This is a genomic window from Bradyrhizobium sp. PMVTL-01, from assembly GCF_051861855.1.
Taxonomy (GTDB): Bacteria; Pseudomonadota; Alphaproteobacteria; order Rhizobiales; family Xanthobacteraceae; genus Bradyrhizobium.
Genome location: NZ_CP193982.1, coordinates 193,685 through 215,667, shown reverse-complemented (window position 1 = coordinate 215,667; position 21,983 = coordinate 193,685). Strand labels below are relative to the sequence as shown.

Below are 21,983 nucleotides of genomic sequence, written 5' to 3'. Positions count from 1 at the left end.
GCCGGGACAAGCCGCTTTTTTCGGCCGTCAGATGATCGGCGGGCCCGATTGCCATTGTTTCACGGCCTCGATCGGATGGATCAGCATCAGGATATTGAGCGTCAGATTGTCGCGAATGTGGAGCGCCAGCATGATCTCGAAGGCAAGGCCGAGCAGGATGGTCGCAGATATCGGCAGCACGCGCGCGGCGAGGAACCCGAGCATCATGGCCAGATTGTCGGACACCGAATTGACGATGCTGTCGCCGTAATAGTCCAGCGAGATCGTGCCGGCGCGGTAGCGCTCGATGATGAAGGGCGAGTTCTCGACGATCTCCCAGGCGCCCTCGATCAGCATGGCGATGATCAGCCGGGCCGGCCAGGACAAAGTCAGTGACGGCAGACGCGCGAACAGCAGCCAGGTCAGCCCGTAGAACAGGAAGCCGTGCAGCACGTGCGAGAAACTGTACCAGTCGGCGATGTGCTGGGAATTCTCCGAGCTGTTCACGACGCCATGCCAGAGCTTGACGTAGCCGCAGGTGCAGATCGGCACCCGCCCCATCGCGAACAAGATCGAGGCCTGCAGCGCCAGCAGCAGCAGCGCGAGGCCGGCCCAGGCGAGCGGCGGAAATGCGACCTTGCTCTCCTGCGCGTGCGCCAGCGTCATGACTCGCGCACCATCAGCAGCGCCGGCCCGTCCGGCGTCTCGACCATGCGGTTGCGAACGAAGCCGGCCTTCTCGTATGCGCGTATCGCGCGCGCGTTGCGCGGAGAGGGATCGGTCACCATCCGCGGCAGACCCTGCCGAAAACCTTCATCGACAAATTGTCGGACGAACGCCGAGCCATGGCCGCGCGCGATCATGTCGCCCTCGCCGATGAACTGGTCGATGCCACGCGTCCCCTCCGGTTGCGGCCCGAAGCCCGTGTTCCAGGCGGTCAGGCGATCGCACTGAAGATAGCCGAAGGGCTTGTCGCCGGCCAAGACGATGAATTGGTCCATCGCCGGCTCATCGAGATCGCCGCTCACCAGCACGAACTGCTCGTCCGGATCGCCCCACCATTCCCGCACATCGGCTTCGCCCAGCCAGCGCCGGATCAGCGGCAGGTCGGCTGCGGTCATCGGGCGGAAGGTGTAGGGGGCGGAAGGTGTAGGTGGGCGCCATAGCCTAAGGCGTGACGAGTTGGAGTCGAATTGACCTTGGCCGACAGCAGCGCTCTCTCCGTTCCCTCCCCCTTGTGGGGGAAGGGAACGCACCACCGTCGATGCGCCAGTTGAGGCTATTCCCATCAAGCCCTAGCCGCTCGCCAGGCTCTCGATGGTCAGATTGCGGTTGGTGTAGACGCAGATGTCGGCGGCGATGTCGAGGGAGCGGCGGACGATGGTCTCGGCATCCTTGTCGGTGTCGAGCAGGGCCCGGGCCGCGGCCAGGGCGTAGTTGCCGCCGGAGCCGATCGCCATCACGCCGGCCTCGGGCTCGAGCACGTCGCCGGTGCCTGTCAGAACCAGGGAGACGTCCTTGTCGGCCACGATCATCATGGCCTCCAGCCGCCTGAGGTAACGGTCGGTGCGCCAGTCCTTGGCAAGCTCCACCGCCGCCCGGGTCAGCTGCCCCGGATATTGCTCGAGCTTGCTCTCCAGCCGCTCGAACAGCGTGAAGGCGTCGGCGGTGGCGCCGGCGAAGCCGCCGATCACGTCGCCCTTGCCGAGCTTGCGGACCTTCTTGGCGTTGGACTTGATCACGGTCTGGCCGATCGAGACCTGGCCGTCGCCGCCGACCACCACCTTGCCGCCCTTGCGGACCGTCAAAATCGTGGTGCCGTGCCAGCCCGGCGAGCTGTTCTGGGAGTCCTGCATGAATACCTCACTGTCCGGCTTGATTTAAGCGGTCGGAGACGGGGGCACAACGGGCCGTTCCGGGCCGAATTTTCGCTCACCATAGGCAGAAGTAGAGGCCCGCCCGGCCGTTCCCGCAGTAGCGAAGGTGTCATTTGGCTGTTAATAGACTGGCGTTTTCGGCCCCCGAGCATGATCCGGAAAAATGGGCACCGGATTCCGGGGAGGATCATGCTCAATAGAAGCGAAAGCCAGCTTTCAATGCGCACCGCGACGATCAAGCGCAAGACCAAGGAAACCGACATCGAGGTGTCCGTGAACCTCGATGGCACCGGCGTGGCCAATATCGCGACCGGCATCGGCTTTTTCGACCATATGCTCGATCTCCTCGCCCGCCATTCCCGCATCGACCTCACGGTGAAGGCGGCGGGCGACCTGCACATTGATTATCACCATACCACCGAAGACACCGGCATCGCGCTCGGCCAGGCGGTCAAGCAGGCGCTCGGCAACATGGCGGGCATCACCCGCTATGCCGGCGTTCACATGCCCATGGACGAGACGCTGTCGCGCGTGGTCATCGACATCTCGGGCCGACCGTTCCTGGTGTTCAAGGCCGACTTCCCCCGCGACAAGATCGGCGAGTTCGACACCGAACTGGTGCGCGAGTGGTTCCAGGCCTTCGCCATCAACGCCGGCGTGACTCTCCACGTCGAGACCCTATATGGCGATAACAGCCACCATATCGCCGAGTCCTGCTTCAAGGGTCTGGCGCGGGCGCTGCGCACCGCCGTTGCGATCGATCCGAAGGCTGTGGGCGAAATCCCGTCCACCAAGGGCTCGCTCGGCGGCTGACATCTCCGTTTTGCGGCGAACGCCGCCGGCGGCATCACTGAACATAGAGAGCGGGGCATCACCATGCCTGTCTACACAGTACATGCTCCCTTCCCTGGCGGAGCCGATCTGCGCGCGACCGACAAGTTCGTCTTCGTGCGCGACGGCTTCCATTTCTGGGCGATGATCTTCGGCCCGTTCTGGCTGCTGTGGAATCGGCTGTGGCTGGCGCTGATCGGCTGGGTGATCTTCATCGCGGCCTTCCATGCCGGGCTCTCCAGCCTGGGTCTCGGCCGCAGCTCGATCTTCTTCGCCGATATCGTCCTCGCGCTGCTGATGGGCCTCGAGGCCTCCAGCCTGCGGCGCTGGACGCTGTCCCGCGGCAAGTGGCGGCAGCTCGACATCGTCATCGCCGACGACCATGACACCGCCGAGCGTCGCTTCTTCGAGCGCTGGAGCCAGAAGCAGCACGGCATCGTCAACGATCAATGGGCCGTCGACCGCGGCGGCCCGCCGCCGACCCGCAACACGCCGGGCCAGCAGTTTTCGAACCCGCCGCCGATTCCGGCCGGCGGCATCATTGGATTGTTTCCAGAACCGGGAGGGTCAAGATGAGCGTCGCCATCATCGATTACGGTTCCGGGAATCTGCATTCCGCCGCCAAGGCTTTCGAGCGCGCGGCGCGCAGCCTCGAAAATCCGCAAAAGGTTTTCGTCACCAGCGATCCCGATCAGGCCTACGAGGCTGACCGTCTGGTGCTGCCCGGCGTCGGCGCCTTCGCCGACTGCCGCCGCGGGCTCGATGCCGTCAACGGCATGGTCGAGGCGATCACCGAGGCGGTGCGCGTCAAGGCGCGGCCGTTCTTCGGCATCTGCGTCGGCATGCAGCTGATGGCGAGCCGCGGCAAGGAGCACGTCATCACCGAAGGCCTGAACTGGATCGGCGGCGACGTCGAGAAGATCACGCCGCGCGACGAAAGCCTGAAGATCCCGCACATGGGCTGGAACACGCTCGAGGTGCTGAGGGACCATCCGGTGCTGAACAAGCTGCCGCTCGGCCCCGAGGGCCAGCACGCCTATTTCGTGCACTCCTATCACCTCAATCCCGCCAGCGAGGCGGACGTGCTCGCGCGCGCCGATTACGGCGGGCCTGTCACCGCGATCGTCGCGAAGGACACCGCAATCGGCACGCAGTTTCACCCCGAGAAGAGCCAGCGCTTTGGTTTGGCCCTGATCTCGAACTTCTTGCGATGGAAACCGTGATGGATTCGACGGCTTTCACCTCTTCATTGCGAGCGCAGCGAAGCAATCCAGCGTCTTTCCGCGGCGGCAGTCTGGATTGCTTCGCTGCGCTCGCAATGACGGAGTGCTCAGCTGACAAGTCCGTCCCCATGACGGGGACGACAGCAGGTACGACATGATTCTCTTTCCGGCAATCGACCTCAAGAACGGCCAGTGCGTGCGCCTCGAGCAAGGCGACATGGCGCGCGCGACCGTTTTCAACCTCAATCCCGCCGCCCAGGCGCAGAGCTTTGCCGAGCAGGGCTTTGAGTATCTCCACGTCGTCGATCTCGACGGCGCCTTTGCCGGCAAGCCGGTGAATGCCGAGGCCGTCGAGGCGATGCTGAAGACGATCGGGATCCCGGTGCAGCTCGGCGGCGGCATTCGCGATCTGAAGACCGTCGAAGCCTGGCTCGACAAGGGCATCACCCGCGTCATCATCGGCACCGCCGCGGTGCGCGATCCTGAACTGGTGAAGTCGGCGGCCAGGAAATTCCCCGGCCGCGTCGCCGTGGGCCTCGATGCCCGCGACGGCAAGGTCGCGGTCGAAGGCTGGGCCGAGACTTCGCAGGTGACTGTGCTGGAGATCGCAAAACGCTTCGAAGATGCCGGCGTTGCCGCCATCATCTTCACCGACATCGCGCGCGACGGCCTGCTCAAGGGCCTGAACCTGGAGGCGACCATCGCGCTCGCCGATGCCATCTCGATCCCCGTGATCGCCTCCGGCGGTCTTGCCTCGATCGAGGACGTCGAGGCGATGCTGACGCCGCGGGCGAAGAAGCTCGCCGGCGCGATCGCCGGCCGTGCGCTCTACGACGGCCGGCTCGATCCCGCCGCCGCCCTCACCCTGATCCGCAACGCGCGCGCTGGGAGCTGACACATGTTCAAGGTGCGCGTGATCCCCTGCCTCGACGTCAAGGACGGCCGCGTCGTCAAGGGCGTCAACTTCGTCGATCTGCGCGATGCCGGCGATCCCGTCGAAGCCGCGATCGCCTATGACGCCGCCGGCGCCGACGAGCTCACCTTCCTCGACATCACCGCGACCCATGAAAACCGCGGCATCATGCTCGACGTGGTCCGACGCACGGCGGAGGCCTGCTTCATGCCTGTGACCGTCGGCGGCGGCGTGCGCGAGGTCAACGACATCAAGACGCTGCTGCGCGCCGGCGCGGACAAGGTCTCGATCAACAGCGCCGCGGTGTCGCGGCGCGAATTCGTCAAGGAAGCTGCCGAAAAATTCGGCGAGCAATGCGTGGTGGTGGCGATCGACGCCAAGCGCGTCAAGCGCCCGGGCGGCGACCGCTGGGAAATATTCACCCATGGCGGCCGCAACTCCACCGGCATCGACGCGATCGAATATGCCCAGGAGGTGGTCTCGCTCGGCGCCGGTGAAATCCTGCTCACCTCGATGGACCGCGACGGCACCCGGCAAGGCTTCGACATTCCGCTGACCCGGGCGATTGCCGACAGCGTTCCCGTTCCCGTGATCGCCTCGGGCGGCGTCGGCAATCTCGACCATCTGGTCGACGGTATCCGCGACGGGCACGCCACGGCCGTGCTGGCCGCCTCGATCTTCCACTTCGGGGAGTTCACCATCCGCGAAGCCAAGGAGCACATGGCGAGGCGCGGGCTGCCGATGCGCCTCGATGCCTGACGACTCCCGTTCGTAAAAATGCTACACAAGCCGGCGGGGAATGGCCCCGTGGGCCGGGTGTGCTGCCAAGTGTGTCTCTGAGTAGTCCGATGTCGCGTTTCACGATCCACGATCTGGCCGAGACCATCGACGCCCGCGCCGCGTCCGGCGGCGAGGCCTCCTATACCCGCAAGCTCCTGGACAAGGGCGCCGAGCATTGCGCCAAGAAGTTCGGCGAGGAAGCAGTCGAAACCGTAATCGCAGCAGTCGAAAACGATCGCGCGCATCTGATCGCCGAGAGTGCCGATCTGCTCTATCATTTCCTTGTGCTTTTGAAGGCCCGCGGCATAAAGCTGGAAGAGGTCGAAGCCGCGCTGGACAAGCGGACGAACATGTCAGGGTTGGAAGAGAAGGCGTCGCGCAAGAGCGGCAACTAGCCGAGGTGGAGAGGTCGCTTCATGGATATCCGCGCACCGGAGCAACTGTATAATCCGTACCGCGTTTATACGCGCGAGCAGTGGGCGCGCCTGCGCGACGATACGCCGATGACGCTGGAGCCGGGCGAATTCGACCGGCTGCGCTCGCTGCACGATCGCCTCGACCTGCAGGAGGTCGAGGACATTTATCTGCCGCTGTCGCGCCTCTTGTCGATCTACGTCGATGCGACGCAGCGGCTGTATTACGCGGAGCGCCAGTTCCTCAACATCCGCGACCGCAAGGTGCCCTACATCATCGGCGTTGCCGGCTCGGTCGCGGTCGGAAAGTCCACCACGGCCCGCGTGCTCCAGGCGCTGCTGGCGCGCTGGTCGCCGCGTCCGAAGGTCGACCTGATCACGACCGACGGTTTCCTGTATCCCAATGCCGTGCTCGACCGGCAGGGCATCATGCAGAAGAAGGGTTTCCCCGAAAGCTACGACCTGCCGCTGCTGCTCGGTTTTCTCTCCGACATCAAGTCCGGGCGCCGCGATGTCCGCGCGCCGGTCTATTCGCATCTGACCTACGACATCGTGCCTGGCCAGTGGGCCGAGGTCGACCAGCCCGACATCCTGATCGTCGAAGGCGTCAACGTGCTGCAGACCGGCAAGCTGCCGCGCGACGGCAAGGCGGTGCCCGTCGTCTCCGACTTCTTCGACTTCTCGGTCTATATCGACGCCGACGAGGCCGCGCTGCGGCGCTGGTACATCAAGCGCTTCCTGGCGCTGCGCGACACCGCGTTCACCAATCCAAAGTCCTACTTCAACCGCTATGCGCTGCTCTCGGACGAAGAGGCGACCGCGACCGCGACCGCGATCTGGGAGCGCACGAACCTCGCCAATCTCGAGGACAACATCCTGCCCACCCGCCCCCGCGCGACGCTGATCCTGAAGAAGGGTCCGGATCACGTGGTGGAGAGCGTAGCGCTGCGGAGGTTGTGAGCCGCAGTTCGGAGGGTCGGTTAGCCCGGCGATGCGCGAAGCGCCATCGCTCGGCGCAACCCATCTCTTCCGTGTCCGCAGAGATACCCAGTGGTGGGTTACGCCTTCGGCTAACCCCACCCTATGATATCTCTGCTTGAGTACGCCTCTTCCGACATCGTCATTGCGAGCGCAGCGAAGCAATCCAGACTGTCTCCGCGGAGAGACTCTGGATTGCTTCGCTGCGCTCGCAATGACGGGGAGAGAGCGGGGACTACATCGCCAGATGCCGTGACGCGGCCAGCCCCGCCAGTGCCTCGTCGAGCTTGTCCCGATCCAGCGGCTTGATCAAAAATCCGTTCATGCCGGCCTCGAAGCAGGCATAGCGATCCTCGACCAGCGTATTCGCGGTCAGCGCCAGGATCGGCGTATGCCGACCGTCGGTCGAGGCCTCGTGGCTGCGGATGCGTTTGGTCGCCTCGATGCCGTCGAGCTGAGGCATCTGGATGTCCATCAAGACGAGATCGTAGGGCGTTCCGGCCGAGCTTGCCGCCAGCCAGGATTCCAGCGCGGCCTCGCCATGGACGGCGATGACGACGCGGTGGCCGAGCTTCGTCAGCAGCGAGCGCATCAGCAGCGCGTTGATCTCATTGTCTTCGGCGACGAGGATCGACAGGCCTTGCGCCGGCGCTGCGCCGGGAGCTTCAGCCGGCGGTTCCGGCGCGAGGTCGGGCGAGGGGATCTCAGTCGTCAGCGTGAGGCGTGCGGCGAGCGAGGCGGCGCGAAGAGGCTTCACCAGGAAGCCGGTGAAGGCCAGCGAGAATTTCTCGTGCCGCGAGCTCGACGTCAGCAGCACCAGCCGTTGCAGCGCATGCGCGCGGGCGGTTTCGCCCAGCCGGTCGGCGACGGCAGGACCGATGGCGCGATCGATCAGGACCGCGTGCCAGGAGCGTTCCGGCAGCAGCGCCTCCGCGACACTGGCGTCCGTCACCAGGCAGGTCTGAGCGCCCCAGCGCTCCAGGCGCCGCGCGATCAGCGAGGCCTCGATGCCCTCGGCGATCAGGAGGATCGACTTGCCGGCGAGATCAGGGCTCGGGAACGTCGTCTGCCCTGTGGCTCCCTGCGACGGCGCGAGCGGCACTGCGACCTCGAAGGTCGCGCCCTTGCCCGGCTCGCTGGTCAGCGTGATGTGGCCACCCATGCGCTTGACGATGCGCTCGCTGATGGCGAGGCCTAGCCCGGTGCCGCCATAGGTGCGGGCGACGCGCTCGTCGGCCTGCTCGAATTCTCGGAAGATGCGCTGCTGCGCCTCGGGCGCGATGCCGATGCCGGTGTCGCGGACCAGGAAACAAATCTCGTTCGGCCAGGTGCCGGGCTCGACCATCAGCGCAACGCCGCCGTTCGCTGTGAACTTGATGGCGTTGCCGGCGAGGTTGAGCAGCACCTGGCGCAGCCGTGCGGCATCGCCGACGACTTCCAGCGGCAGGCGCTCGTCGACATAGGCGGCAATCTCGAGCTGCTTGGCCTGCGCACGCGGCGCCAGCAGCTCGGTGATCTCCTCGATCAGAGTGGAGAGCGCGAACGGACGCTGCTCGAGGTCGAGCTTGCCGGCCTCGATCTTGGAATAGTCGAGCAGCTCCTCGATCAGCGCCATCAGCGCTTCGCCGGAAGTCTTCACCGCTCTGGCATAAGTCGCCTGTTCCGGCGTCAGATGGGTGTCGAGCAGGAGCCCGCCCATGCCGATGATGCCGTTAAGGGGGGTGCGGATCTCGTGCGAGGCCATGGCCAGGAAGCGCGACTTGGCGCGGTTGGCAGCATCGGCCTGGTCGCGCGCCTCCGATAGCGCACGCTCGGTCTCGGTGCGATCGGTGACGTCGCGTCCGACGCTCTGCAGTTCGGCCGCCTGGCCGGCGTCGAGCCGCACATAGCCTTCGCGCCAGGCGATCCAGCGCGCGCCGTGCGGTGTGGCGATCTTCTGGTCGTGGATGCGCGTGCCGTTGCTTTCGCGGGCGCTGTCGCCCTGTTCCAGCACGTCGAAATCGAAGCGCGTGCCGACCAGCGCGCCGCGTGCCTGTCCAGCGAGCGCGCAATAGGCGTCGTTGGCGAAGGTGATGCGGCCCTGATGGTCGCGCAGCACGATCAGATCGCCCTGCTGCTCGAACAGGCTGCGGGCGCGCTCCTCGGCTTCCTTCAGCTCCCAATTACGGTCGATCAGCGCCTCGTTATGGACGGCGAGGGTACGCAGTCGCTTGCTGACGAAGCGCAAGCGCATGCTCAGCGTGGCAAGGCCGAGGCAGGCGAGGGCGAACAGGAAGCTTGCACCGATCGCAAAGGCGTTGGGATCGTAGCCGGAATTCTCGGAGCGACTGCCGGAGACGAAGCCATAGGCGCCGCCGAACGTGGCCGAGAAGATCATGAAGGAGCGAATCGCGAATGCGATTCGGGGATGCTGCCGCCTGAAGCGGCGCATGCGCACCTTGATCCGGAACGTCCGACCCATCGCCACCCCGACTCTTGTCCGAAACCCCACCGCCGCTGCCTGCGACGATGGCGCGCCGACCTTGCGAACAGCTTGAGGTCTTGCGGTCGCCTCCAAACAGGGTTGACGAGGTGTTAACGGCTCAGAGCGAGGCGGCCTGGAACGGGAACGGGCGATGACCGGCATGCGCACCGACGATCAGCGCTGCGGCCTCGCGCTGCGAGAACGTCCTGGAGCGTACATAGATGCGGTAATCGGCGGGGCCTTCAGTCGAGAGATAGATGACCGGGCCGCCATCGACCGGCTGCGCCGCGATGGTGACGAGGCGATTTGCCGGATTGGGCTGGCAGGAGTCGGTCTCGGAACCGAGGCCGTCGTCCACGACTGCAAAGTCCGCGGCGTCCGCGTCGTCGGTGATCTGGACCCTGACCGTGGCGCGCGCCGGATCGTCGGTGAAAGCGACGTGGACGCCGGCGGTCCAGAACAGTGATGTCAGCTCGACGGAGGTTTCCCCGAAGGCGATGCAGGGATGCGAGACCGATCCGATCTCGCCGCGGGAAAACACGGCAGCCGCCAACAGGGGAACAACCGAGGCCAGGATCTTGAAACGCAACATGACACTCTACTCGCCAGGCCCTTTGGAAAACGCGTCGGGCCTTATGGTTTTCAGAGCGTAAAGGAAACTCGTTACCGCCGGGTTGACGCGCGGAATGATCAGGCGAGCTGGCGTACATCCTCCGCGAGTGCGCGGTAGGACAGCGCTTCGGCGAGATGCAGCCGGCCGATCTTGTCGGCGTGATCGAGGTCGGCCAGCGTGCGCGCCACCCGCAGCACGCGGTGATAGCCGCGCGCCGACAGCCGCATGGTCTCGGCGGCGTCACGGAGCAGTTTTTGACCCTGCGCATCGGGCTTTGCGATCTCCTCCAGCACGGAGGCGGGCGCTTCGGCGTTGGTGCGGATGTTGGGCAGGCCCGCTTCAGTGTAGCGCGCGAGCTGGATGTCGCGCGCCGCGGCCACGCGCGCTGCGACCTCGGCCGAACCCTCCGCCGGCGGCGGCAGGATCAGGTCGGCGGCGGTCACGGCCGGCACCTCGATGCGCAGATCGATGCGGTCCATCAGGGGACCCGAGATGCGGGCCTGGTAGTCCGACGTGCAGCGATCGATGCGGCCGCGCTTGCAGGCGTAACCGGGCTCGAAGGCGTTGCCGCAGCGGCAGGGATTCATCGCCGCCACCAGCATGAAGCGCGCAGGGTAGGTGACGCGGTGATTGGCGCGGGAAACCGAGACCTCGCCGTTCTCCAGCGGCTGGCGCAGCGAATCCAGCACGCGCGGATCGAACTCCGGCAATTCGTCGAGGAACAGCACGCCCTGATGCGCGAGCGAGATCTCGCCGGGCTTTGCGCGCATGCCGCCGCCAGTGAGCGCAGCCATGCTGGCGGAGTGATGCGGCGAACGGAACGGCCGCCGCGATGTCAGCGCGCCGCCCTCGATCTCGCCGGCGACGGAGGCGATCATCGAGACTTCCAGAATTTCGCCCGGCGACAGCGGCGGCAGGATCGAGGGCAGACGCGCCGCCAGCATCGACTTGCCGGCGCCGGGCGCGCCGATCATCAGGAGGTGATGTCCGCCGGCGGCCGCGATCTCCAGCGCGCGCTTGGCGCTTTCCTGGCCCTTGATGTCGCGCAGGTCGAGCTTTGAGGTGGCGGCCTCGTGCACTTTCGGCGAGGGCCGCGACAGCACCTGCGTGCCCTTGAAATGGTTGGCGATCTGGATCAGCGATTGTGCGGCGATGATCTGGATGTCGGGGCTCGCCCACGCCGCCTCCGAGCCGCAGGCGGCCGGGCAGATCAAGCCCTCCTCGCGCTGATTGGCGCCGATTGCGGCGGGGAGCGCGCCGGCGACGGCTGCGATCGAGCCGTCGAGCCCGAGTTCGCCGAGCACGGTGAAGCCGGCCAGAGCATCCGGCGGGATCGCGCCGATCGCCGCCATCAGCCCGAGCGCGATCGGCAGGTCGTAGTGGCTGCCTTCCTTCGGGACGTCGGCGGGCGCCAGATTGACGATGATCCGCCGCGCCGGCAGCGCGAGCCCTGAGGCGATCAGCGCCGAGCGCACCCGCTCGCGCGCCTCCGACACCGCCTTGTCCGGCAGGCCGACGATGGAGAAGGCCGGCAGGCCCGGCGCGACTTGCACCTGCACGTCGACCGCGCGGGCCTCGATTCCCTCAAAGGCGACGGTAGAAACCCGTTGAACCATGCCGAACCAGCCTGCCCCTCTTGCACAATCAAAGGTAGCAGAGCAGGGCGCTCTCCGCAAGAACAATACAGGAACATTGCCCCGGCGGGGAAAGCCCTAACAAGCCGTGAACGCGATCCCGACACTACGCTTCGAATGCGAGCTTCTGCCCTCAGCACATCCCAACGAATGTCCGCTACTCCTAAGGCTGCGGGATGGGCCGTGGTCTAACGGGTGAACAGTTCAATGCTTGCAAATCGCCGGAGAAGCGAACGTCGGGTGTGCAGCCGGCTCGCCAAGATTCATTTTGGGGCGGGCTCACTGCCCAGGGACTGCACGATCACGGATATCTCGGACGGGGGTGTGAAGGTCGTGGCGGAATTTCTGGAAGTGCCGCCGCAATTCACCATCATCTTCGCGCCGGACTATTCCCGCCAATGCCGCCTGCGCTGGCGCATCGGCTGCGAATTCGGTGCCGAATTCGTCGACTAGAGCATGATCCGGAAAAGTCTGAGGCGGTTTTCCGGGAAGATCATGCTCAAACAATAGGGCAGGCGCGCGTCCTTAACGGGACTTTAGCGTTAATCGGTAAGCATCTCTGATCAGTTGCCGAGTGATCAGAGTATGCCCAAGCGTTCGTCCCTCGCCTTCCGCCCGGCGAGATTGCTGCTTCCCGCCCTCGTCGCGCTTGCCCTCGGCGGCTGTCAGACGACGAGCCTCGAGGACGTCACCGGCGCGCTCGGCGGCAAGACGGAGACAACGGCCGGCAAGGCCGACACCAGGACGGACATGGACGCGCTGCGCGAGCGCTATCGCGCCAAGCCCAGCGATCCCGCCATTGCGATCGAATACGGCAAGGCGCTGCGCGGCAGCGGCCAGCGCGCCCAGGCGGTCGCGGTGCTCGAGCAGGCCGTGCTCGCCCATCCCAGCAACAAGGCGCTGCTCGCCGGCTACGGCCGCGCGCTCGCCGACAACGGCAATTTCCAGCAGGCTTTCGATGTTCTGGGCCGCGCGCATTCGCCCGAGGATCCCGACTGGCGGATCCTGTCGGCGCAGGGCGCGGCGCTCGATCAGCTCGGCCGCAACGAGGAAGCGCAGCAATATTACGCGAGCGCCTTGAAGATCGTGCCTGACGAGCCGCAGGTTCTGTCCAATCTCGGCCTGTCCTACATGCTGCAGAACAATCTGCCGAAGGCCGAACAGGTGCTCGGCCGCGCCTATCAGCGCAATCAGAACGATGTGCGGATCCGTGCCAATCTCGCGCTGGTGCTGGGATTGCAAGGCCGCGAGGCCGAGGCTGAAATCCTCGTGAAGGCAGATTTGCCGCCGGACCAGGCCGCGGCCAAGGTCGCGGCGCTGCGGCAGCTGTTGGCGAAGAAGCAGCAGCAGCGGGCCGAGAAGTAGCCCGCCTCTCTTGAGACCTTATGGGATGAACCTCGCCTCGCGCCTCGACGGAGGTGCGCCCCCCTTGTGGGGGAGGGCTAGGGAGAGGGGTAGCCCAGGAAAAGGTGCCGGTTGTTGACGATGCATCGGGTGCGAGTGCGCGACGGAAGAGTCCCCGTGTGGCACCCCCCTCCCTGTCCCTTCCCAAAAGGGGGAGGGAACGGAGAGAACATCGTTGTGGCGCCTACGACGCCTTGCGATGCGGGGCGGATCCGCGACCCGAGCGGCCCTTCAGCTTCTTCAGGAGCGGGCCGAGCAGCGAACGCTTCGGCTTCTTCACCTCGCCACGTCCGGCGAGGCGGTTGGCCATGGTCTGGAACAGCTCGGTGGTGCGGTGGTTCTTGGAGACCTCCGCAATCATCTGGCCGTTATTGGCCGCGGTCGAGAACAGCTTCGAATCGAACGGGATCACCGCGATCGGCTGGCTCTCCATGGTCTTGGCGAAGGCCTTGACCTCGATCTCGGCACGCTTGTGCATGCCGACCTGGTTGATGCAGTACAGCGGCGGCCGATCGTTCGGCCGCGCCGCCTTCAGCACGCTCAGCATGTTCTTGGTGTTGCGCAGGTTGGCGAGATCGGGTTCGGCCACGATCACGATATCGTCGGCGTTGACCAGCGCGCGCTTGGTCCAGGCGGACCATTGATGGGGAACGTCGAGCACGATGCAGGGCGTGGTCATGCGCAGCGTGTCGAACACCGCGTCAAACGCTTCGGCGCCGAAATCATAGACGCGGTCGAGGGTGGCGGGCGCAGCGAGCAGGCTGAGGTGATCGGTGCATTTCGCGAGCAGGCGCTCCATCAGCGCGGTGTCGGGCCGGTCCTGCGACAGCACCGCATTGGCGATGCCCTGCGTCGGGTCCTGGTTGTAATCAAGACCCGCGGTGCCGAAGGCAAGGTCGAGATCGATCACGACGGAATCGAGCGAAAGGTCGCGGGCGATGGTCCAGGCCACGTTGTGCGCCACGGTGGACGCGCCGACGCCGCCCTTGGCGCCGACCACCGCGATGACGCGGCCGGTGATGATGGCTTCGGAGGCCGAGAACAGGCTGCAGATCGAGCGGACCACGTCGAGCGTCTCGACCGGGCCGACCACATAGTCGTTGACCCCGCGCCGCACCAGCTCGCGATAGGGCGCGGTATCGCCGGGATTGCCGATCACGACCACGCGGGTGCCGGGATCGCAGACGCCGGCGAGATCGTCGAGGCCTTCGAGGATGTCGCGCGTGCCGTCGGATTCGATCACGATCACGTTCGGCGTCGGCATCGATTCATAGGCTTCGATTGCCGCGGCTAAGCCGCCTTCCCTGGCGGTGAGATGCGCCTTGGCGAGCCTTCGATCCTCGCCCGCGGCGGTCACCGCCTTGAGCGTCTGCTCGGTCTCGCAAAAAGCCTGCACGGAGATGCGAGGAACCGGTGCAATGTGTTCCTCGGGGTGCCGCGGACCGTCCGCTTCGTCGTCGTCGTTGAAGCCTGTCATTTGCCTGTGTCGCTGAGTTTGGCCTTCTCGGCGTCGGGATTGATGGTGGCGATCGGGGTGCCCTTGCGATAGCGGTCGAAGGCAATGTCGCGCCGCGCGGTGTAAGCCGGTGTTTCCGAACGCGGCTGCTCGAGGTCGGCGGGATTGTCGATCATCGCCGCGAGGTTGCGCTGGCTGGCGCAGCCCAGATTGAAGTACGGGTGGTTCTCGTTGTAGCCGGGGTCGAGAATGGACGGCCCGATGTCCTCCGGCCATAGCCCGCAGGGGCCGGCGACCGCGGCGATCCTGGAATAACTGAGACGGATGGTGGGCAGCAGGCCCGGATCCTCGGGCCGATAGGGACGCTTGACGATGGCGCGCGACGGCACGCCGCCGGTTGCCAGCACGGCACGGATTTCCTGATAGCTCGCCGCGGCCGCGCGCGAATTCGCGGTGTCCACCGGCACGTCGACGACGACGGAGCCGGTGCCCTCGCGCACCCAGTCCCGGGCGATGCCCGCGACGTCGGAGTGCTGCGCGTCCGAGAGGCCGCCGCGCGCCTTGCCGACGAAGATCACGATCGATTTCTTGCCTTCCTGCACCGCGATCGGGTGGCGCTGGCGATAGTCGGTCGGCACCGTCTCGGTGACGATCTCGCCTGTGGTGTTGCAGGCGCCGAGCATGACGGAGAGCCCCGTCAGCACCAGCGCGATGCTTACGCCGCGACGTCGATCCTCTGTCGTGTTCGTCATCGCTTGATCCCCTCTTGCCCCGCTCCCCAAGCCGTCCGGTCGTCTCAGTCGATGATGAAGCCGAAATCGCCGGGCGTGCCGTCCACCGGGTCGACGCGCCGCGCGATGCCATAGAGGCGGTTCATGCGGCCGAGCAGAGCCGTCTGCGCGTCCGAGGCCGGCGCGAAGCCGTCGTCCGGCCGCGACAATTCCTTCTGAGCGACCGCGCGCACCACATAGGGCGTCACGATCACCATCAGCTCGGTTTCGTTGTTGACGAAGTCCTGGCTGCGGAACAGTGCGCCGATGATCGGCACCTGGTCGACGCCGGGCAGGCCGTTGATGGCCTGCTTGGTCTGCTGCTGGATCAGGCCGGCCATCGCCATCGAGCCGCCCGAGGGAATTTCCAGCGTCGTCTCGGCGCGGCGGGTCTGGATCGACGGGATGGTGATCGAGCTGGTCTGGCCCGCGGACACCGCCTGCGTCACGGAGATGGCGTTCTGATTCGACAGCTCCGAGACCTCGGTCATCACGCGCAGGCTGATGCGTCCCTCGCTGAGCACGACCGGCGTGAAGTTCAGGGAGATGCCGAACTTCTTGTAGGTGATCTGGGTGGTACAGACATGGGTGACCGGATCGCAGGAATAGCCCGCAGGGATCGGGAATTCGCCGCCGGCAATGAAAGTGGCGGACTCGCCGGAGATCGCCGTCAGGCTGGGCTCAGCCAGGGTCCGCATCACGCCGGCGCTTTCCATCGCGCGCATCGTGGCGTTGACCGTGGCCACGCCTTTTGCGAGCCCGGTGACACCGAGCCCGTTGCTGCTGACGAGCGGGCCACCGGAGACCGAGAACGGGTTGGAGTTGTTGAAATTCACTACCGCGGTGCCGGCATTCAGGCTGGCGCTGAGATCGACGCCGAGCTGCTTGACGATGTCGCGGCGCACTTCGCCGACGACGACCTTGAGCATCACCTGATCGCGGCCGCGCACGACGATATTGTTGACGACCTTGTCCGAGCCGCCGACGAGCTTGGCGGCGACGTCGCCGGCCTGCTGGGCCTCGACCGGGCTCGACACCGAGCCGGTCAGCATCACGCTGTCGCCGACGCCTTCGATCTGCACGCCTGGCAGCGACTGGCGCAGCGCCGAACGCATGCCGTTGAGATCGCGTTTCACTGCGATGTCGTAGGCGGCGACCTGCTGGCCGTCGGCGGTGAAGAAAACGACGTTGGTCTGGCCGACCTGGCCGCCGATGATGTAAGCGCGCTGGGCCGAGCGGATCACCGCATTGGCGATCTTGGGATCGGCCACCAGCACGTCCTTGACCTCGCGCGGCAGGTCGATGACGACGGATTTGCCGACGCCAAGCGAGAGAAAACGCGTCTTCGCCGGCGCGATCGAGCCGACCGTCGAGACGCCGAGATCCGGCATCTGCATCGGTGCCTGGTCGCCGACCGGTGCATCTGCAGCAGCGCTGACCATCTCGGGGGCTGCGAGCAGCCCCAGCATCAGCATCGCCCCCGTCCAGAACGTGCTTGCGCGATTCCCCCGAATGCGCAGGCCCGTCCGATCATCCCCAAAGTTCATTCTATCCCCATCACTTCTGTGACGTCAGTTGCCGCACCTGCACCCCGTAACGGATCACGTTCACCCCGCCGGAACGCTTGGCCGCCTGATCCTCGACCGTGAGTTCGGTTGCGTTGACATCGACGATGCTGCGCAGCGCGAGCTGGAGCGTGCCGCCCTGGCGCGCGGCCGACAGCGTCGCGACCTGATCGGGCTTGAGCTCGAGCGTGACGGTCTTGCCGATGACGGCGGTCTGGCCATCTTTTTCCTTCGGCGCCTGGTCGATCGCGAGCACACGGATGTTGGACAGGATGACCTCAGACACGATGAGGTCGTTGCCGGCGCTCGCGCCGCTGGGGTCGGGATTCTTCAGGCGGCGCGTCAGCACGACATCGACGCGGTCGTTCGGCAGGATGAAGCCGCCGGCGGCGGTCTCGGCGGAAATCTCGGTGGAGACCGCCCGCATGCCCGAGGGCAGGATCGCGGCCATGAAGCCGGAGCCTTCGGCCCTCACCAGCTTCTGCTCGCGGATCGGCTCGCCCTGCATCAGCGGGACGCGTGCGATCGCGCCGGCGATCTGCATCTGGGCGTCGGGCCTGGCGTCGCGGCGGATGAAGGCGCTGCTCGCGGTCGCCGCCGGCCAGGTCTGCCATTGCAGGTCGTCGGGCTTTACGGCCTGACCGAGCTGGATGTCGTTCTTCGCGATCAGAACCTCGACCGTCGGCAGCTTCTCGGCGACGGGAGCGACGGGTGCGGGTGCATTCTGATACCCGCTCGCCAGATACGCAGCGACGCCGCCGGCGCCGAGCGCGATGACGAGAACGACAATGCGTGCGGTGTTCATACGCTTTTACTCTTACGCGGGTCACTCGAACCGCACCTAGCGGGTTCCCCTGCTTCGATGAGTAGGGAGTAAAAGTATAAGGGTTGTTGCGAGGCCGAATGCGCCGGCCGGTCACGATGCTGGTTTTCGGCAGATGGTGAACGTGGCGTTATTCAGTCGGCCAGCGGCCCCGTAGAATCACGCATCCCGGCGCGCCCGTTCCCGGGATGCGCGAGGCGTCATGGTGAACGGGCGGTTAGTGGCTCGCTTGAGCCGAATGCACACGGTCGTGAGATGGAAGCATTTGCGCCACATCATCAGTGTCGTCCCGGCGAAGGTCGGCCTTCGCCCCGACGACGATGAGGAGAATGGCGCGCCCCTACTTCTTCCGCTTCTGCTCGATCACGTCCCAGATCTTCGCCGCCACGTCGGGGCCGCCGAGCCGTGAGATGGCGCGGATACCGGTCGGCGAGGTCACGTTGATCTCGGTGAGGTTGCCGTTGATGACGTCGATGCCGACGAACAGGAGTCCGCGCTCGCGCAGCGCGGGTCCGACGGTGGCGCAGATCTCGCGCTCGCGCGCCGTGAGCTCGGTCTCCTGCGCGGCGCCCCCGCGCACCATGTTGGAGCGGAGGTCGTCGGCGGCCGGCACGCGGTTCACCGCGCCGGCGAACTCGCCGTTGACGAGGATGATGCGCTTGTCGCCGTGCTTCACCTCGGGAATGAACTGCTGGATCACCCAGGGCTCCTTGAACGTCACCGAGAACATGTCGAACAGCGAGCCGAAATTCATGTCCTGCGGCATCACGCGGAAAACCGCCGCGCCGCCGTGCCCGTGCAGCGGCTTCATCACCACGGCGCCGTGCCTGTCGCGGAACGCGTTGATTTCGTCGAGGTCGCGCGAGATCAGCGTCGGCGGCATCAGCTGCGGAAAGTTCATCACGAACAGTTTTTCGGGCGCGTTGCGAACCGAGGCCGGGTCGTTGACCACCAGCGTCTTCGGATGGATGCGCTCCAGGAAGTGCGTCGAGGTGATGTAGGCGAGGTCGAACGGCGGATCCTGGCGCAGCAGCACCACGTCGAAGCCGCTCAGCGCCTCGCGCTTGGGCTCACCGAGGGTGAAATGGTCGCCGGGCTCGTCGCGCACGGTCAGGAGCTGCACCGGCGCGACGAGCTCTTCGCCGACCATCGAAAGCTTGTCGGGCGTGTAATAGGACAGGCCATGGCCGCGCTTCTGCGCCTCCAGGAGCAGCGCGAAGGTGGAATCGCCCTTGATGTTGATGCGGGCGATTGGGTCCATCTGGACGGCGACGTTCAGTTTCATGGTCTGCCTTTCAGGTCGAGGCGTCGAATGCCGCCAACACATGGCGCGGAAGTGAGCGCGGTGCAATCAGCATGGCGTCGAATCGCAATTCGAATTCGGCATGCTCGGGATGCGCCACGAGCCAGCCTTGGGCGGCGTCGATGATGCGTTGCTGCTGCCGCCGCGTCACGGCATAGGCTGCATCGTCCAGGCTGGCGCGCGCCTTGACCTCGACGAAGGCGATGAGGTTGCGGCGACGCGCGACGAGGTCGATCTCGCCGTGCGGCGTGCGGTAGCGTTTTGCCAGGATGCGGTAGCCCTTGGCCATGAGATAGGCGGCGGCGCGGCTTTCCGCGGAGATGCCGGTGCGGAACGCGGCGACGCGCTCGGGCGAGACGACCTTCGGTTCCGCAGGCATCTCACTCTTCGCCATCGCCGCCTCGCAGATCCTTTGCGAGCTCGAGCGCGCGGGCATAGACTTCGCGGCGCGGCCGGCCCGAGAGCGCGACTGCGTGCGCAACGGCGTCCTTGACGCTGTGCGCGGCGAGCTGCTCGCGCAGCAGATCATCGAGCGCATCGGACGTCAGCAGCTCGGCGCCGGCCGCGGGTGGAGCGATGACCAGCACGAATTCGCCGCGCGTCTCCAGCGTATCGGCCTCGCGCGCAAGCGCGTGCAGCGTCGCGCGCGAAATCTCCTCGTGCAGTTTTGTCAGCTCACGGCAGATCGCCGCCTCGCGCGTCCCCATGATCTCGGCGAGCTCGGCGAGCGTGTCCTGGACGCGGTTGCCGGATTCGAACATCACCAGCGTCGCATCGATGCGCGCGAGCTCGGTGAGGCGGCTGCGCCGCGCGGCGGATTTCGCCGGCAAGAAACCCTCGAAGAAGAAGCGGTCGGTCGGCAGGGCCGCGACCGACAGCGCGGCCAGCACCGAGGACGGGCCGGGCAGCGCATACACGGCATGACCGGCGGCGCAGACCTCGCGCACCAGCTTGAAGCCGGGATCGGAGATCAGCGGCGTGCCGGCATCCGATACCAGCGCGACCGAACCGCCCTGCGCCAGCGCCTCCAGGATCTTCGGCCGCGCGGCTTCGGCGTTGTGCTCGTGATATTGCCTGAGCGTTGCCGCGATGTCGTAGCGCTCGGTCAGGCGGCGGGTGATGCGGGTGTCCTCGCAGGCGATGACGTCGACGCCGGCGAGCGTCTGCAGCGCGCGCAAGGTGATATCGCCGAGATTGCCGATGGGGGTCGCGACCAGATGGAGGCCCGCCGCGGCCTTTGGGGCCGGGAGCCGATGGGCATCGATGGAGAAGCCGCGCGGGGGGGCGTCTGGGCGTTCAGGCGTATTTATCGGGGCCGGCTTTGCGCGCATAATGGAGCCAACTTAGGCACGATCCGAAGGGCTGGGAACTGCTCTTCGAAAAGATCGTGCCGAGGTGAGGGGCGATAAACGGACGGGAATGTGATTGACCCAAGGTCACGTTGCGAGGGAGTGAGGGCCCTCGTGCCATATTCGCGACGGGAACGCCGCCTTGATGCTACGCGACGAACGGCGAAGAGCTGGCCAGGACGGGAAGACGGCCGCGTTAAGCGGTCATTATCCTTTTGTTTTGGTTAACTATTTACCGACACTATGCCTGAATCCGCGGCTTGTGTCGCGGCAAGGAATGTTGTGAACCGGCTGGCGAGAGCCGGCCGGAAGAGAAGCTGTCATGCTGGGCCCGCGTCATCCAAAATCTCCCGTTCCGGACCCCCTGTCATTGGGTGCGACCCGGCGGAGCGCGCTCGGCCTGTTGCTGGGCGCGCCGCTGTTGTCGGCGTGCGCCGGCGTGCAGCAGAGCCTCAGCCAGTTCTCCAACCCGTTCTCCAGCTCCTCCGCGCCGCCGGCCCAGCCGGCAGGTCCGCCCCAGCAGGGGACGACCGCGGGCAGCGGCGGGGTCAAGGTCGCGGTGATCCTGCCGCTCTCGGCCGCGGGCAATGCCGGCCTTGCCGCGCAGTCCATGCGCAACGCCGCCGAGATGGCGCTGGCCGAGTTCCAGAACCCGAACATCCAGCTCCTGATCAAGGACGACGCTGGCAGCCCGCAGGGCGCGCAAGCCGGCGCGCAGCAGGCGGTGGAGGAAGGCGCCGAGATCATCCTGGGACCGCTGTTCGCGCAATCTGTGCCGGCGGTGGCGCAGGTCGCGCGCACGCGCAACATCCCGGTGATCGCCTTCTCGACCGACTCCAGCATCGCCGGCCGCGGCGTCTACCTGCTCTCGTTCCTGCCGGAGTCCGACGTCAACCGCATCGTCGAATATTCGGCGAGCATCGGAAAGCGCTCCTTTGCCGTGCTGCTGCCCGATAACGCCTATGGCAATGTCGTCGAGGCCGCGGTGAAGGCGGCGGTGCCGCGGCGCGGCGGCCGCATCGTCGCGTTCGAGAAATACGGCGCCGATCGCGCCACGCCCGCGCGTGCCGTGGCGCAGCAGCTCGGCAGCGCCGATGCGTTGTTCATTGCGGACGACGGCGATGCCGTGGTTTCGGTAGCCGATGCGATGACCGCGGCGGGGGCGAACTTGCGCAACATCCAGCTGCTCGGCACCGGCCTGTGGGACAATCCGCGCGTCTATGCGAACTCGGCGCTGCAGGGCGGCCTCTATGCCGCGCCCGATCCGGCCGGTTTTCGCGCGTTCTCGGGCCGCTACCGCACGAAGTACGGCGCCGAGCCGATCCGCACCGCGACGCTCGCCTATGACGCGGTCGCACTCGTTGCCGCGCTGGCGCGCACGCAAGGTGGCCAGCGCTTCTCCTCCGATGTCCTCACCAATCCTTCCGGCTTCGCCGGCATCGACGGCCTGTTCCGCTTCCGCCCCGACGGCACCAACGAGCGCGGCCTTGCCGTGATGAAGGTGACGTCCGGCGGCGGCGTTGCGGTGGCGGGCTCGCCGAAGAGTTTTGGGGCGTAGTTCTCACCGCGGATGCTGCTGCGCTCCCTCGCCCCGCTTGCGGCAAGGCT

23 protein-coding genes are annotated in these 21,983 nt (G+C 66.1%); 10 read left to right on the top strand and 13 right to left on the bottom strand.

Features of this window, described 5'->3' with window-relative positions; genetic code table 11:
- Window positions 1-27 precede the first annotated feature (27 nt).
- From ACRQ5Q_RS01005 to hslV, 3 genes are all read right to left on the bottom strand, one after another.
- A complete protein-coding gene (locus ACRQ5Q_RS01005) occupies window positions 28-645 on the bottom strand; it encodes a DUF2585 domain-containing protein (protein WP_439395615.1) in 618 nt (205 codons plus the stop codon).
- A complete protein-coding gene (locus ACRQ5Q_RS01000) occupies window positions 642-1,100 on the bottom strand; it encodes a GNAT family N-acetyltransferase (protein WP_439395613.1) in 459 nt (152 codons plus the stop codon). Before ACRQ5Q_RS01000 ends, ACRQ5Q_RS01005 begins: the two co-directional genes overlap by 4 nt.
- Window positions 1,101-1,274: 174 nt before the next feature.
- The gene (gene hslV, locus ACRQ5Q_RS00995) at window positions 1,275-1,835 is read right to left on the bottom strand and encodes an ATP-dependent protease subunit HslV (RefSeq protein WP_018646043.1); all 561 of its coding nucleotides are present in this window, start codon (window positions 1,833-1,835) and stop codon (window positions 1,275-1,277) included.
- Window positions 1,836-2,075: 240 nt separating this feature from the next.
- Between hslV and hisB the strand changes: the two genes are divergently transcribed.
- From hisB to coaA, 7 genes are all read left to right on the top strand, one after another.
- Window positions 2,076-2,669, top strand: coding sequence for an imidazoleglycerol-phosphate dehydratase HisB (gene hisB, locus ACRQ5Q_RS00990; protein WP_439375773.1), 594 nt, complete (start codon window positions 2,076-2,078; stop codon window positions 2,667-2,669).
- A 63-nt stretch (window positions 2,670-2,732) separates the two neighbouring features.
- Window positions 2,733-3,263: a DUF2628 domain-containing protein gene (locus ACRQ5Q_RS00985; RefSeq protein ID WP_439372362.1), complete on the top strand. Its 531-nt coding sequence runs from the start codon at window positions 2,733-2,735 to the stop codon at window positions 3,261-3,263.
- Window positions 3,260-3,910, top strand: a complete 651-nt coding sequence (gene hisH, locus ACRQ5Q_RS00980) for an imidazole glycerol phosphate synthase subunit HisH (RefSeq protein WP_439372363.1) — start codon at window positions 3,260-3,262, stop codon at window positions 3,908-3,910. The genes ACRQ5Q_RS00985 and hisH overlap by 4 nt, the downstream gene beginning before the upstream one ends.
- A 154-nt stretch (window positions 3,911-4,064) precedes the next feature.
- On the top strand, window positions 4,065-4,805 hold the full coding sequence (gene hisA / locus ACRQ5Q_RS00975) for a 1-(5-phosphoribosyl)-5-[(5-phosphoribosylamino)methylideneamino]imidazole-4-carboxamide isomerase (RefSeq protein ID WP_439372364.1): 741 nt from the start codon (window positions 4,065-4,067) through the stop codon (window positions 4,803-4,805).
- 3 nt (window positions 4,806-4,808) lie between these two features.
- Window positions 4,809-5,582, top strand: a complete 774-nt coding sequence (gene hisF / locus ACRQ5Q_RS00970) for an imidazole glycerol phosphate synthase subunit HisF (RefSeq protein ID WP_018646048.1) — start codon at window positions 4,809-4,811, stop codon at window positions 5,580-5,582.
- A gap of 89 nt (window positions 5,583-5,671) precedes the next feature.
- Window positions 5,672-5,998 (top strand): phosphoribosyl-ATP diphosphatase, encoded by a 327-nt coding sequence (locus tag ACRQ5Q_RS00965; RefSeq protein ID WP_212348423.1) that lies wholly within the window; start codon window positions 5,672-5,674, stop codon window positions 5,996-5,998.
- Window positions 5,999-6,019: 21 nt separating this feature from the next.
- Window positions 6,020-6,976, top strand: a complete 957-nt coding sequence (gene coaA, locus ACRQ5Q_RS00960) for a type I pantothenate kinase (RefSeq protein ID WP_439372365.1) — start codon at window positions 6,020-6,022, stop codon at window positions 6,974-6,976.
- A 253-nt stretch (window positions 6,977-7,229) separates the two neighbouring features.
- Here coaA and ACRQ5Q_RS00955 read toward each other — a convergent pair whose 3' ends face one another.
- The 3 genes from ACRQ5Q_RS00955 to ACRQ5Q_RS00945 all read right to left on the bottom strand — a co-directional run bounded on the left by ACRQ5Q_RS00955 (window position 7,230) and on the right by ACRQ5Q_RS00945 (window position 11,687).
- Window positions 7,230-9,455, bottom strand: a complete 2,226-nt coding sequence (locus ACRQ5Q_RS00955; RefSeq protein WP_439395612.1) for an ATP-binding protein — start codon at window positions 9,453-9,455, stop codon at window positions 7,230-7,232.
- 121 nt (window positions 9,456-9,576) lie between these two features.
- Entirely contained in the window at window positions 9,577-10,050 is a 474-nt protein-coding gene (locus tag ACRQ5Q_RS00950; protein ID WP_439372367.1) for a hypothetical protein, read from the bottom strand.
- A gap of 98 nt (window positions 10,051-10,148) precedes the next feature.
- The gene (locus ACRQ5Q_RS00945) at window positions 10,149-11,687 is read right to left on the bottom strand and encodes a YifB family Mg chelatase-like AAA ATPase (RefSeq protein WP_439395610.1); all 1,539 of its coding nucleotides are present in this window, start codon (window positions 11,685-11,687) and stop codon (window positions 10,149-10,151) included.
- A gap of 225 nt (window positions 11,688-11,912) precedes the next feature.
- Between ACRQ5Q_RS00945 and ACRQ5Q_RS00940 the strand changes: the two genes are divergently transcribed.
- Both ACRQ5Q_RS00940 and ACRQ5Q_RS00935 read left to right on the top strand, forming a co-directional pair.
- Window positions 11,913-12,158, top strand: a complete 246-nt coding sequence (locus ACRQ5Q_RS00940) for a PilZ domain-containing protein (protein ID WP_018644993.1) — start codon at window positions 11,913-11,915, stop codon at window positions 12,156-12,158.
- Window positions 12,159-12,290: 132 nt separating this feature from the next.
- Window positions 12,291-13,070: a tetratricopeptide repeat protein gene (locus tag ACRQ5Q_RS00935; protein WP_439395608.1), complete on the top strand. Its 780-nt coding sequence runs from the start codon at window positions 12,291-12,293 to the stop codon at window positions 13,068-13,070.
- 223 nt (window positions 13,071-13,293) lie between these two features.
- Here ACRQ5Q_RS00935 and ACRQ5Q_RS00930 read toward each other — a convergent pair whose 3' ends face one another.
- From ACRQ5Q_RS00930 to rsmI, 7 genes are all read right to left on the bottom strand, one after another.
- Window positions 13,294-14,586 carry an AAA family ATPase gene (locus ACRQ5Q_RS00930; RefSeq protein ID WP_439395606.1) on the bottom strand — a complete coding sequence of 431 codons (1,293 nt, stop codon included), beginning with the start codon at window positions 14,584-14,586 and terminating at the stop codon, window positions 13,294-13,296.
- Window positions 14,583-15,317: a CpaD family pilus assembly protein gene (locus ACRQ5Q_RS00925; protein ID WP_439372371.1), complete on the bottom strand. Its 735-nt coding sequence runs from the start codon at window positions 15,315-15,317 to the stop codon at window positions 14,583-14,585. The genes ACRQ5Q_RS00930 and ACRQ5Q_RS00925 overlap by 4 nt, the downstream gene beginning before the upstream one ends.
- A 44-nt stretch (window positions 15,318-15,361) precedes the next feature.
- Entirely contained in the window at window positions 15,362-16,882 is a 1,521-nt protein-coding gene (locus tag ACRQ5Q_RS00920) for a type II and III secretion system protein family protein (RefSeq protein ID WP_439372372.1), read from the bottom strand.
- 10 nt (window positions 16,883-16,892) lie between these two features.
- A complete protein-coding gene (gene cpaB, locus ACRQ5Q_RS00915; RefSeq protein ID WP_439372373.1) occupies window positions 16,893-17,705 on the bottom strand; it encodes a Flp pilus assembly protein CpaB in 813 nt (270 codons plus the stop codon).
- A gap of 358 nt (window positions 17,706-18,063) precedes the next feature.
- Window positions 18,064-19,008 carry a glutathione synthase gene (gene gshB, locus ACRQ5Q_RS00910; RefSeq protein WP_439395604.1) on the bottom strand — a complete coding sequence of 315 codons (945 nt, stop codon included), beginning with the start codon at window positions 19,006-19,008 and terminating at the stop codon, window positions 18,064-18,066.
- Window positions 19,009-19,018: 10 nt separating this feature from the next.
- A complete protein-coding gene (locus tag ACRQ5Q_RS00905; RefSeq protein ID WP_439372375.1) occupies window positions 19,019-19,420 on the bottom strand; it encodes a YraN family protein in 402 nt (133 codons plus the stop codon).
- Window positions 19,407-20,357: a 16S rRNA (cytidine(1402)-2'-O)-methyltransferase gene (rsmI, locus tag ACRQ5Q_RS00900; protein WP_439372376.1), complete on the bottom strand. Its 951-nt coding sequence runs from the start codon at window positions 20,355-20,357 to the stop codon at window positions 19,407-19,409. Before rsmI ends, ACRQ5Q_RS00905 begins: the two co-directional genes overlap by 14 nt.
- A 340-nt stretch (window positions 20,358-20,697) precedes the next feature.
- Here rsmI and ACRQ5Q_RS00895 point away from each other — a divergent pair, with 340 nt between their 5' ends.
- A complete protein-coding gene (locus ACRQ5Q_RS00895; protein WP_439395602.1) occupies window positions 20,698-21,933 on the top strand; it encodes a penicillin-binding protein activator in 1,236 nt (411 codons plus the stop codon).
- Window positions 21,934-21,983 lie beyond the last annotated feature (50 nt).

Bases quoted from the DNA above. Each gene is read 5' to 3' on its own strand.
- rsmI (WP_439372376.1), bottom strand. From the start codon at position 20,357: ATGCGCGCAAAGCCGGCCCCGATAAATACGCCTGAACGCCCAGACGCC.
- ACRQ5Q_RS00945 (WP_439395610.1), bottom strand. From the start codon at position 11,687: ATGGTTCAACGGGTTTCTACCGTCGCCTTTGAGGGAATCGAGGCCCGC.
- ACRQ5Q_RS00935 (WP_439395608.1), top strand. From the start codon at position 12,291: ATGCCCAAGCGTTCGTCCCTCGCCTTCCGCCCGGCGAGATTGCTGCTT.
- hisA (WP_439372364.1), top strand. From the start codon at position 4,065: ATGATTCTCTTTCCGGCAATCGACCTCAAGAACGGCCAGTGCGTGCGC.
- hisH (WP_439372363.1), top strand. From the start codon at position 3,260: ATGAGCGTCGCCATCATCGATTACGGTTCCGGGAATCTGCATTCCGCC.
- ACRQ5Q_RS00955 (WP_439395612.1), bottom strand. From the start codon at position 9,455: ATGGGTCGGACGTTCCGGATCAAGGTGCGCATGCGCCGCTTCAGGCGG.
- coaA (WP_439372365.1), top strand. From the start codon at position 6,020: ATGGATATCCGCGCACCGGAGCAACTGTATAATCCGTACCGCGTTTAT.
- ACRQ5Q_RS00930 (WP_439395606.1), bottom strand. From the start codon at position 14,586: ATGACAGGCTTCAACGACGACGACGAAGCGGACGGTCCGCGGCACCCC.
- gshB (WP_439395604.1), bottom strand. From the start codon at position 19,008: ATGAAACTGAACGTCGCCGTCCAGATGGACCCAATCGCCCGCATCAAC.
- ACRQ5Q_RS00920 (WP_439372372.1), bottom strand. From the start codon at position 16,882: ATGAACTTTGGGGATGATCGGACGGGCCTGCGCATTCGGGGGAATCGC.
- ACRQ5Q_RS01000 (WP_439395613.1), bottom strand. From the start codon at position 1,100: ATGACCGCAGCCGACCTGCCGCTGATCCGGCGCTGGCTGGGCGAAGCC.
- ACRQ5Q_RS00895 (WP_439395602.1), top strand. From the start codon at position 20,698: ATGCTGGGCCCGCGTCATCCAAAATCTCCCGTTCCGGACCCCCTGTCA.
- ACRQ5Q_RS01005 (WP_439395615.1), bottom strand. From the start codon at position 645: ATGACGCTGGCGCACGCGCAGGAGAGCAAGGTCGCATTTCCGCCGCTC.
- ACRQ5Q_RS00985 (WP_439372362.1), top strand. From the start codon at position 2,733: ATGCCTGTCTACACAGTACATGCTCCCTTCCCTGGCGGAGCCGATCTG.
- hisF (WP_018646048.1), top strand. From the start codon at position 4,809: ATGTTCAAGGTGCGCGTGATCCCCTGCCTCGACGTCAAGGACGGCCGC.
- ACRQ5Q_RS00940 (WP_018644993.1), top strand. From the start codon at position 11,913: ATGCTTGCAAATCGCCGGAGAAGCGAACGTCGGGTGTGCAGCCGGCTC.
- hisB (WP_439375773.1), top strand. From the start codon at position 2,076: ATGCGCACCGCGACGATCAAGCGCAAGACCAAGGAAACCGACATCGAG.
- hslV (WP_018646043.1), bottom strand. From the start codon at position 1,835: ATGCAGGACTCCCAGAACAGCTCGCCGGGCTGGCACGGCACCACGATT.
- cpaB (WP_439372373.1), bottom strand. From the start codon at position 17,705: ATGAACACCGCACGCATTGTCGTTCTCGTCATCGCGCTCGGCGCCGGC.
- ACRQ5Q_RS00905 (WP_439372375.1), bottom strand. From the start codon at position 19,420: ATGGCGAAGAGTGAGATGCCTGCGGAACCGAAGGTCGTCTCGCCCGAG.
- ACRQ5Q_RS00925 (WP_439372371.1), bottom strand. From the start codon at position 15,317: ATGACGAACACGACAGAGGATCGACGTCGCGGCGTAAGCATCGCGCTG.
- ACRQ5Q_RS00965 (WP_212348423.1), top strand. From the start codon at position 5,672: ATGTCGCGTTTCACGATCCACGATCTGGCCGAGACCATCGACGCCCGC.
- ACRQ5Q_RS00950 (WP_439372367.1), bottom strand. From the start codon at position 10,050: ATGTTGCGTTTCAAGATCCTGGCCTCGGTTGTTCCCCTGTTGGCGGCT.